Annotated in this window: 3 protein-coding genes; 2 read left to right on the top strand and 1 reads right to left on the bottom strand. The window is 69.7% G+C overall.

All coding sequences use genetic code 11. The features are described 5' to 3' along the window. Positions 1–357, bottom strand: a 357-nt coding sequence (locus U9977_RS25780) for a TrkA family potassium uptake protein (RefSeq protein ID WP_322751877.1), incomplete at its 3' end; no start/stop codon positions are given. A gap of 120 nt (positions 358–477) precedes the next feature. Here U9977_RS25780 and U9977_RS25785 point away from each other — a divergent pair. Both U9977_RS25785 and U9977_RS25790 read left to right on the top strand, forming a co-directional pair. After that, positions 478–2,604 (top strand): APC family permease, encoded by a 2,127-nt coding sequence (locus U9977_RS25785; protein ID WP_322751878.1) that lies wholly within the window; start codon positions 478–480, stop codon positions 2,602–2,604. Next, entirely contained in the window at positions 2,601–3,923 is a 1,323-nt protein-coding gene (locus U9977_RS25790) for a class I SAM-dependent RNA methyltransferase (RefSeq protein WP_322751879.1), read from the top strand. The genes U9977_RS25785 and U9977_RS25790 overlap by 4 nt, the downstream gene beginning before the upstream one ends. Positions 3,924–4,242 lie beyond the last annotated feature (319 nt).

Below are 4,242 nucleotides of genomic sequence, written 5' to 3' on the forward strand. Positions count from 1 at the left end.
AGCAGTGGCGACCGTGGGGATACCGAGCCGTTCGTACACTTCAGCCCGGCGGGGGTCGTAGATGCGGGCAACGACACTGGTCACGCCGAACATCTCCCGCGCGATTCTGGCGGCTATGATGTTGGAATTGTCGCCGCTGGAAACCGCGGCGAACGCCGTCGCGTCCCGGATGCCCGCTTCGATCAGGGTGTCCCGGTCGAAACCGACTCCGGTGATCATTCGGCCGCTGAAGTCCGCGGGCAGCCGGGTGAAGGCGTCCGGGTTCTGGTCGATGATCGAAACGCTGTGGCCGTACCGGTCGACGCTGCGCGCGAGCGCCGAACCGACTCGCCCGCACCCGAGGATCACCACATGCACGCGGCAGAGCGTAGCCCTCCTGAGTCGGCCCGGTCGATGCGTGGGCGGTGCCCAGCAGCGGAGATATCGGTCATCTCACAGCGGTGCGATGCCGGTCACATCTGTCGGTAGCATCGCCGCGTGAGGCTCACGGACCGCCTCAAGCGCGGCTTCGTCGGTCGCCCCCTTGGGAGCGACAAACTCGGCGAGACGTTGCTGCCCAAGCGGATTGCCCTGCCTGTTTTCGGTAGCGACCCGCTCTCCTCGGTGGCGTATGCCACGGAGGAGATCCTGCTTGTCCTGTCGCTCGGTGGTCTGGCCTTCTACCACCTTGCGCCGTGGGTCGCGGCCACGGTCGTCGTGGTGCTGCTGACCGTCGTCGCCTCCTACCGCCAGAACGTGCGCGCCTACCCCACCGGGGGCGGCGCTTACGAGATCGCGATGACGAACCTGGGGCCGCGGGTCGGCCTCACGGCCGCGAGCGCGCTGCTCGTCGACTACGTCCTCACGGTCGCGGTGTCGGTTGCCGCCGGGGTGGCGAACCTCGCGTCGGCCATGACCAGCCTGGCCGGCCACAAGGTGCTCATTTCCGTGGTGCTGATCGTCATTTTGACGATAATCAATCTGCGCGGTGTCCGCGAGTCGGGCACGGCGTTCGCGCTCCCGACGTACGGCTTCATCGTCGGCGTCATGGTGATGGTCGCGGTCGGGTTGCTGCAGACCGCGTTCGGGCACACGCCCCAGGCCGAGAGCGCGAATTACCAGGTGCACGCCGAGTCCGCCTTCGGCGGCCTTGCCACCGTCTTCCTGGCGTTGCGGGCGTTCTCCTCCGGCTGTACCGCACTCACCGGTGTGGAGGCGATCAGCAACGGGGTCCCGGCGTTCCGTCCACCCAAGAGCCGCAACGCAGCCACGACGCTGCTGGCGATGGGACTGATCGCGGTCACGATGTTCAGTGGCGTCACCATCCTGGCGATGATCTCGCATGTCCACGTCGCGGAGAACCCGGCGGATCTCATCGGTGCAAACGGGACCGCAACCGGGACACAGCGTACGGTCATCGCGCAGGTGGCCGCCGCAGTCTTCGGGGACGGGTCGTTCGGCTTCCTCTATGTCGCCGTCGTCACGGCGCTGATCCTCGTGCTGGCCGCGAACACCGCCTTCAACGGCTTTCCGGTCCTCGGGTCGATCCTGGCCAGGGACGGTTATCTGCCGCGCCAGCTGCACACCCGTGGCGATCGCCTGGCCTTCAGCAACGGAATCATCACCCTCGCCGCTCTCGCGATTCTCCTGATCGTCGCGTTCGACGCCGAGGTGACCAGGCTTATCCAGCTGTACATCATCGGCGTGTTCGTGTCGTTCGTGTGCAGCCAGACCGGGATGGTCCGGCACTGGCAGACCCTCCTACGAAGCGATGATCCTGAGGCTGGCGACCCGGTCGCCCGCCGACGTATCCGGCGTTCGCAGGCGATCAACTTTGTCGGCGCCTGCGTGACCTCTGTCGTGCTGGTCGTGGTTCTGGCCACGAAGTTCGCGCGTGGCGCGTGGCTCGTCTGTGTGGCCATGCCGGTGATCTTCGTGGTGATGCGGGCGATCCGCCGGCACTACGACCGGGTGGCCCACGAGCTGGCGGCCGAGCCCGGGCCGCCGACGTTGCCGTCCAGGGTGCATGCGGTGGTGCTCGTCAGCAAGATCCACGAACCGACACTGCGGGCCCTGGCGTATGCCAAGGCCACCCGTCCCCACTCCCTGGTCGGGCTTACCGTAGCCGTCGATCCGGCCGAATCCGGTCGGCTGCGTCAGGCCTGGGACGAACGGGGGATCGGCATCGATCTGGTCGAACTCGCCTCGCCCTACCGCGAGATCACCCGGCCGGTGTTGGACTACGTCGCCGGCATCCGACGGGAGAGCCCGCGCGACGTGGTCGCGGTGTTCATCCCCGAGTATGTGGTCGGGCGCTGGTGGGAACAGCTCCTGCACAACCAGAGCGCACTGCGGCTCAAGGGGAGGCTGCTCTTCCAGCCGGGCGTGATGGTCACCAGCGTCCCCTGGCAGCTCGCCTCCTCGGAGCAGGCCGGTCGGCGCCAGGACCGGACGGCGCCGGGAGCCGTGCGCCGGGCCACCGGTTCGGCCGCCCCCGCTCAGGCCACCGCCGGGCGGGACACCGCCGGCCGGGACACCGCCGGGCGGGACACCGCCGGGCGGGACACCGCCGGCACGGCCGCTGCCGGCACGGACGCCGGGACGACCGGAGCCACCCGACGATGAGCGGCCACGGGCACCGGCCCGGCCGCCCCGAGCAGGCCGGCGGCGCGTCCGTTGACGCGGCCGCGCCGGTTGTCGAGCTGGACATCGGGTCGGTGGCGCACGGTGGGACGTGTGTGGCTCGTCACGAGGGCCGGGTCGTCTTCGTCCGGCATGCACTGCCGGGTGAACGGGTCCGAGCCCGCCTGACCGACACCTCGCACGACCGGTACTGGCGCGCCGACGCGGTCGAGGTCCTGGCGGCCTCTGCGGACCGCGTGCCGGCGCCGTGCCCGCACGCCGGGCCCGGCCGGTGCGGGGGATGCGACTGGCAGCACGCCTCGCTTGCCGCGCAGCGGCGGTTCAAGGCCGAGGTGGTCCGCGAGCAGCTGCGCCGCCTGGCCGGGCTCGACTGGCCGGTGGAGGTCGAAGCGCTGGACCCGCCGTCGGGTTCACCGTCGGGTTCGCCGTCCGACGGTCTCGGCTGGCGCACCCGGATGCGTTACGCACTGACCGAACAGGGCCAGGTCGCGTTGCGGGGCCACCGCTCGCACGAGGTGATCGCGGCGGCGGACTGCCGGATAGCCCACCCGCTCGTGCGTGCCGCGGTCACCGGCCGGACCTTCCCGACGACCAGCGCGGACCCGAGCGCCGGTGCTGTCGAGATTGAGATTGAGGTCGCCGCGAGCGTCTCAAGTGGTAGCACGCTCGTCACACCAGTGGAATTAATCACTACGGCGGGTGGCTCCGCCGGGCTTCGCCCGGTTGACGACGAGATCGTGGAGGTGGTAAACGGACGCCGGTTCAGGTTGGCTCCCGGGGTGTTCTGGCAGGTCCATCCGGGCGCGCCCGAGGCGCTGGTGGACGCGGTCCTGGCGGGTCTGGCGCCACGTCCCGGGGAACGTGCCCTCGATCTGTACGCCGGTGCGGGTCTGTTCACCGCCGCGCTCGCCGACGCCGTCGGTCCCGATGGGGTCGTGGTGGCGATGGAGTCCGACCCACAGGCGGTGGCGTCCGCCGCGCGCAGCCTCGCAGACCTCCCACAGGTGTCGTTGCGCGGAGTTCGGGTCTCGCCCGGATCCCTGCGTGGGCTGGCCGGTACCGGCGCTGACATCGTGGTCCTTGATCCGCCCCGGGCGGGCGCGGGCGCAGGCGTGATGCGCGAGTTGCTCGCCCTGCGTCCTCGGGCGGTCGCGTACGTGGCCTGTGATCCCGCACCCCTTGGCCGGGACCTTGCCGTGGCCGTCACGGCGGGTTACTCCATGGTCGGGCTGCGGGCGTTCGACCTGTTCCCGATGACCGCACACGTCGAATGCGTGGCGTTACTTCAGCGGCCCGGCTGACTCCTCTCATCTCGGTGGACACGCCGTCTCATCGTGGTGGACACGCCCGACGGGAGCGGCGCGCGCACGCTGCGGCGTCGCCGGACGGCTCAGATCCCCCGGGGCAAACCGCGCATCGTAAGCGCCGGATGGCCCCCTTGGAGCCTGTTTGGAACGTGTTCACATGTCCAGTCTGTGACCGCGACTGATCCTCTGACCTGCGTAGACTGAGCGGCGTCCGGGGCCGATCCCCTCAAAAGGGGGGGCAGGGAGTGCACGGAGAGGAAGTGCCGGTGTCGCTTCTGTCGACCGTCCGCAATCCGCACGATCTGAAGAAACT

The sequence above is a fragment of the Protofrankia sp. Cas8 genome, assembly GCF_963555845.1.
Classification (GTDB): Bacteria; Actinomycetota; Actinomycetes; order Frankiales; family Frankiaceae; genus Protofrankia.

What these genes read in the sequence shown, in the direction of transcription:
- U9977_RS25790 (WP_322751879.1), top strand. Translation starts at nt 2,601, where the DNA reads ATGAGCGGCCACGGGCACCGGCCCGGCCGCCCCGAGCAGGCCGGCGGC.